The sequence below is a fragment of the Acidovorax sp. KPB24-07 genome (genome assembly GCF_057543315.1).
The window spans coordinates 1-5,196 of the sequence record NZ_BAAJYS010000254.1 but is presented as its reverse complement, the minus strand read 5'-3'; the positions used below and the strand labels follow the sequence as shown (position 1 = coordinate 5,196).

Below are 5,196 nucleotides of genomic sequence, written 5' to 3'. Positions count from 1 at the left end.
CCGGGCCGAGACCCGGCCCCGAAACCCAAACCAGCAAGCTACTATAAAAAACAATAGCAGCCAGACCAATGAACACTAGGGCATAAAGCCCAAAAGACATCAAAAACCCATGCTCACCGTCCAAAACCTCCACCAGTACTACGGCGGCTCCCACATCCTGCGCGACGTGAGCCTCACCGCCCCCCCCGGCAAAGTCACCGTCCTCCTCGGCCGCAACGGCGTCGGCAAGACCACCCTGCTCAAGAGCCTCATGGGCCTCGTCCCCATCCAAAGCGGCACCATCACCTGGGAAGGCCACCCCATCCAGTCCAGGACCCCCTACGACCGCGCCCGCGCCGGCATCGGCTTCGTCCCGCAGGGCCGCGAGATCTTCGGCCGCCTCACCGTCGAGGAAAACCTGCGCATGGGCCTGGCCTACAAGAGCGGCTCCACCCCCGTGCCGCCCCATCTGTACGAACTCTTTCCGGTGCTCAAGCAGATGCTCGGCCGCCGCGGCGGCGACCTGTCGGGCGGGCAGCAGCAGCAGCTCGCCATCGCGCGGGCGCTGGCGCCCAGCCCGCGCCTGCTGATCCTGGACGAGCCCACCGAAGGCATCCAGCCCAGCATCATCAAGGACATCGGCCGCGTCATCCGCCAGCTGGCCGACCACGGGCTGGACGGGCATCCGGTGTCCATCCTGCTGTGCGAGCAGTACTACGACTTCGCCGAGGAGCTGGCCGACGAGTACCTCGTGATGGAGCGCGGCGAAGTCATCGCCCGGGGCCCGGGCAGCGAGATGCAGGCCAAGGGCATCCGCCACCTCGTGGCGATCTGAACCCGCGCCCTAAGCCGGCTGCGCCGTGGCCGCCCCGGCATCCCCCGGCGGCGAAACCAGCCCCTCCACCAGGAGCTGCGTGAACGTGTCGTGCAGGGGCGATGCCGCTGCCTGGGCCACCGTGGCGATGCCCAGCTGGTAGGCGATGCGGGGGCGGAACGGGCGCGAGGCGATCGCACCGTGCGGGCAGTGCTGCGCCAGCAGGGCGTTCACGATGGAAACGCCCAGCCCCTGGGCCACGTGGGCGCAGGCCTCGCTGATGGAGTGCACCTCCAGGGCCACGCGCGGCTGCACCCGCCGCTGGCGAAACGCCATGTCGATGTCGTGGCGTATCTGCCGCTGCCGGCCCAGCAGGATCAGGCTGGCGTCGATCAGGTCGGTGGCGCCGACCTCGTTCAGGTGTTCCAGCGGGTGGCCCTTGGGCATGATGCACACGGCCTCGGAGTCGAGGCGGGCGCGGGTGGCGAGCCCGGGCATTTCCATGGGCAGCCGCACCAGCCCGATGTCCGCATCGCGGCTGAGCAGTGCGCGCTCCGCGTCGTTGTACGAGCCCGACAGCACTTCCAGCACCACATCGGGATGGGCCTGCATGAAGCGCCGGGCCAGCACGGGCATGAGCGTGGTCGCCAGGGTGCTGGGCACGGCCACCTTGAGCAGCCGGCGCTTGAAGCCGCCCAGGCGCAACTGCTCGGCATGGCGGCGAAAGCACTGGGCCGAGTCCATCAGGCCCTGGGCGTCATGCAGCAGCGCGTGGGCTTCGGCGGCGGGGCTCAGGCGGCCTTTCTCGCGCACGAACAGGCGCAGGGCCAGGTCCTCCTCCAGCTGGGCCAGCAGCCGGCTGATGGCGGGCTGCGACAGGCCCAGGCGCTCGGCCGCGCCGGTGGTGGAGCCGCTGAGCATGATGGCGTGGAAGGCTTCGAGTTGCTTGAAGTTCATGGGCATGGAACGGTGCGCCGGCCCCCGGGATGCGCGCGCCGCGAACGGGCGCGCGGGGCCGTCCCGCATCTTTGCACCGCTCGCGCCCCGGCGCAAACATGCGGTCCGCTGCATAGGGTCATCCGCCTTTGTCATAGCGTTGTGGCGAAGGACCCCGCTCCACAGAATCGGCAGCGTCATCCGCCAACACCGGCACGACGCCACCCCAAGGAGCAAGACGTTATGAGGCCCCCATTTCCCTTCGCACTGGCTGCCAGCGGCCTGTTCTTATCGGCCGCGCCGCCCGCTTGGGCGCAGGACCTGCAGGCGTACGGCCAGGTGCGACTGAGCATCAACCATGTCAAGACCGGCAATGCGGGCTCGGTGACGGAAGAGCGCGACAACGCGTCGCGCCTGGGCTTTTGGGGCAAGGAGGACCTGGGCGACGGCATGGCCGCCCTGTTCGGCGTGGAGATGGGGCTGGACGCGGACACCGGAGCCGCCACCACGCCCGCCTACCGCAACAGCTACGTGGCATTGCGCGGCAGCGCGGGGACGTTGGCGCTGGGCCGGCTGGATTCCGCCAATCCGACCGGATCGCCCCTGTATTCGCAGGTCACGCGCATCACCTCGTTCGCCGCCAACGACGCCGGGGCCACGGCCATCGGCACGTCCATTCTTAATGCACGCAACCGTACCTCCAACGCGGTGGGCTACCAGAGCCCCACCTGGGGCGGCGTCAACGTGCGGGCCCGCTACTACCTGCGCGGCGACACCCGGACGCCCGATCAGGAAAACGGCGCCAAGTCGCTCGACCTGGGGCTGAACTACGCGGCCGGGCCCTGGTCGGCGGGCATCGGCTACGGCCGGGACACGCGCCCGGGCGGCCTGCTGGCCAACGAGTTTTCGAGCAAGTGGCAGGTGGCGGTGCGCTACGACTTCGGTGCCATCGAGCCCTATGTGCTGCTGGGCCGCGATGCCTATGCGAAGGCCTCGGCCACCGCGCGCACCGATGTCGATTACTGGCTGGTGGGCAGCCGGTTCTCCGCCGGCCCGCACGCGCTGGTGGTCAACGTGATGCAGCGGGACGTGCAGGCCTCCGTGCGGGGCCTTCGCAAGCGCCAGCAGGTGGCGTATACGTATGCGCTGTCCAAGCGCACGGAGTTGCAGGCGTTCATCGACCGCGACGGAATCGATTCGAGCCGCAGCAATGTGGCGGTGCGCGCCGTGGGCGCAGGAGTGCGACATGATTTCTAAGGCAAGCTGTGCGGCCCTGCGGGCCTTCTTTTCGCGCCCCGTTTCCGGGCACCGGGTCCGGCCGTTGCTGGCGGCCGGGCTGGCGGGCCTGGCCCTGTGGGGGGCGGGCGCCCATGCGGCGCCGGCCGCCGAGTTTCCCGACAAGCCCGTGCGCATCGTGATTCCGTTTCCGGCGGGGGCCGCGGCCGACACGGCCATGCGGGTGGTGGCACGCAAGATGTCGGAACAGTGGCGCCAGCCGGTCATCATCGACAACCGGCCCGGGGCGGCCGGCTTCCAGGCGGTCGCATCGGCACCGCCCGACGGCCACACGCTGCTGATGGGGGCGGGCTCGGGCATGGTGACGGCACCGCTGCTGTCCAGCAAGCTCACGTACAACCCGTCGCGCGACTTCGTGCCCGTGGGGCGGGTGGTGGTCAACGTGCCCATCCTCACCACGCACCCGAGCCTCAAGGTCCGCACGGTGCAGGAACTCATCGCGCTGGCCCGCAAGGACCCCGGCGCGCTCAATTACAGCACCAGCGGCAACGGCAGCCCGGGGCACCTGTCGATGGAGTTGTTCCAGGCCGCCACGGGCACGCGCATGGTGCAGATCCCGTACAAGGGGGGTGGCCCGGCGGTGAACGAGCTGGCGGGCGGGTACGTGCAGTTGGGCATCAACGCCGTTCCCAGCGTGGCAGCGCAGATCAAGGCCGGCAAGCTCGTGCCGCTGGCGGTGGCCAGCGCGAAGCGTTCGCGCGCCTTCCCCGAAGTGCCGACCATGGCCGAGGCCGGTTTGAAGAACTTCGAATACGACATCTGGTATGCGCTGTTCGCTCCCGCGGGCACGCCGGCGGACCGGGTGCAGAACATCAGCAAGGTGCTCGGCGCAGCGCTGAACGATGCCGAGGTGACCGCCCTGCTCGTGGCGCAGGGGGCCGAGCCTGCACCCACCACACCGCAGGAGCTGGCGCGCTTCATGCAGGAAGACACGGCCCGCTGGGCCAGGCTGGTCAAGGACCGCAACCTCAAACTCGACTGAGGCGAGCCGTCCATGAACACGATGACGATTCCGTCGGCGGACGCCGCCGCCAGCGCCGCCACCACCACTACCGCCGCAGCCAGCGGCGTGACCCGGCACACCTGCTGGGTCTCCATGCGCGACGGGGTGCGCCTGGCCACCGACGTGTACCTGCCGGCCCCCGGCGCCGGCCCGCTGCCGGTGTTGCTGGAGCGCACGCCCTACGGCAAGGATGCCGAAACCCGGCGCGAGCGCACGGCGGCCGACCCCCGGCCGATGCGCCGCGGTGAAGTGGCCGAGCGGTTCGCTCAGGAGGGCTACGCGGTGGTGGTGCAGGACTGCCGCGGCCGCTTCGGCTCCGAAGGGCAGTTCACCAAATACCTGGGCGAGGCCCACGACGGCGCCGACACCATGGCATGGATCACGGCGCAGCCCTGGTGCAACGGCGCGGTGGGCACCTACGGGCTGTCGTATGCCGCCCACACCCAGACCGCGCTGGCCAGCCAGCGGCCCGCGGGGCTCAAGGCCATGTTCCTCGAATGCGGCGGCTTCGCCAACGCCTACCGCGGCGGCATCCGCCATGGGGGCGCGTTCGAGATGAAGCAGGCGGTCTGGGCGCTGCGCAATGCCCTCAGCGGCAGCAACCGCATCGGGGAAGCGGCACGCCAGGCGCTGGAGCAGGCCGACATCGGCGAATGGTTCCTGCGCCTTCCTTGGACGCGGGGCGACTCGCCCCTGCAGTGGGCGCCCGAGTACGAGGACTATCTTTTTGGGCAATGGGAGCGCGGCCGCTTCGACGACCACTGGCGCCAGCCCGAGCTGTATGCGGCAGGGCACTACGCCGCGTTCGAGGGCGTGGCCGTCCTGCTGATGTGCGGCTGGTGGGACCCGTACGCCCAGACCACCACCGACAACTATCTCGGCCTTTCGCAGCGCACGCACGGCGACGTGCGCATGGTGCTGGGCCCCTGGACCCACGGCGAGCGCAGCGTGCCGTATGCGGGCGACGTGGACTTCGGGCCCGATGCGGTGCTCGACGGCACGCTGGCACCCGACTATGTGCAGATGCGGCTCGCCTGGTTCAACCACTGGCTGCGCGGGCAGCCCCTGCCCGAGGGGCAGGCCGATGCCGTGCGCTACTTCCGCATGGGCGGGGGATCGGGGCGGCGCACGCCCGAAGGCCGGCTCGACCACGGCGGGGCCTGGCGCC

General features: G+C 70.1%; 5 protein-coding genes. 4 read left to right on the top strand and 1 reads right to left on the bottom strand.

The genetic code is table 11. From position 1 onward, the window contains the following. Positions 1-109 precede the first annotated feature (109 nt). Positions 110-814 (top strand): urea ABC transporter ATP-binding subunit UrtE, encoded by a 705-nt coding sequence (gene urtE / locus AC27IQ_RS18610; protein WP_317354613.1) that lies wholly within the window; start codon positions 110-112, stop codon positions 812-814. A 9-nt stretch (positions 815-823) separates the two neighbouring features. Here urtE and AC27IQ_RS18605 read toward each other — a convergent pair whose 3' ends face one another. Then, positions 824-1,750 carry a LysR family transcriptional regulator gene (locus AC27IQ_RS18605; protein WP_487090354.1) on the bottom strand — a complete coding sequence of 309 codons (927 nt, stop codon included), beginning with the start codon at positions 1,748-1,750 and terminating at the stop codon, positions 824-826. Positions 1,751-1,972: 222 nt separating this feature from the next. Between AC27IQ_RS18605 and AC27IQ_RS18600 the strand changes: the two genes are divergently transcribed. From AC27IQ_RS18600 to AC27IQ_RS18590, 3 genes are all read left to right on the top strand, one after another. Further along, positions 1,973-2,986 carry a porin gene (locus AC27IQ_RS18600; RefSeq protein WP_487090353.1) on the top strand — a complete coding sequence of 338 codons (1,014 nt, stop codon included), beginning with the start codon at positions 1,973-1,975 and terminating at the stop codon, positions 2,984-2,986. Beyond that, positions 2,976-4,007: a Bug family tripartite tricarboxylate transporter substrate binding protein gene (locus AC27IQ_RS18595; RefSeq protein WP_487090352.1), complete on the top strand. Its 1,032-nt coding sequence runs from the start codon at positions 2,976-2,978 to the stop codon at positions 4,005-4,007. The genes AC27IQ_RS18600 and AC27IQ_RS18595 overlap by 11 nt, the downstream gene beginning before the upstream one ends. Positions 4,008-4,019: 12 nt before the next feature. After that, positions 4,020-5,196, top strand: a 1,177-nt coding sequence (locus tag AC27IQ_RS18590; RefSeq protein WP_487090351.1) for a CocE/NonD family hydrolase, incomplete at its 3' end; no start/stop codon positions are given.

Excerpts from the sequence above, each read along its gene's own strand:
- AC27IQ_RS18600 (WP_487090353.1), top strand. The coding sequence starts at position 1,973 with ATGAGGCCCCCATTTCCCTTCGCACTGGCTGCCAGCGGCCTGTTCTTA.
- urtE (WP_317354613.1), top strand. The coding sequence starts at position 110 with ATGCTCACCGTCCAAAACCTCCACCAGTACTACGGCGGCTCCCACATC.
- AC27IQ_RS18595 (WP_487090352.1), top strand. The coding sequence starts at position 2,976 with ATGATTTCTAAGGCAAGCTGTGCGGCCCTGCGGGCCTTCTTTTCGCGC.
- AC27IQ_RS18605 (WP_487090354.1), bottom strand. The coding sequence starts at position 1,750 with ATGAACTTCAAGCAACTCGAAGCCTTCCACGCCATCATGCTCAGCGGC.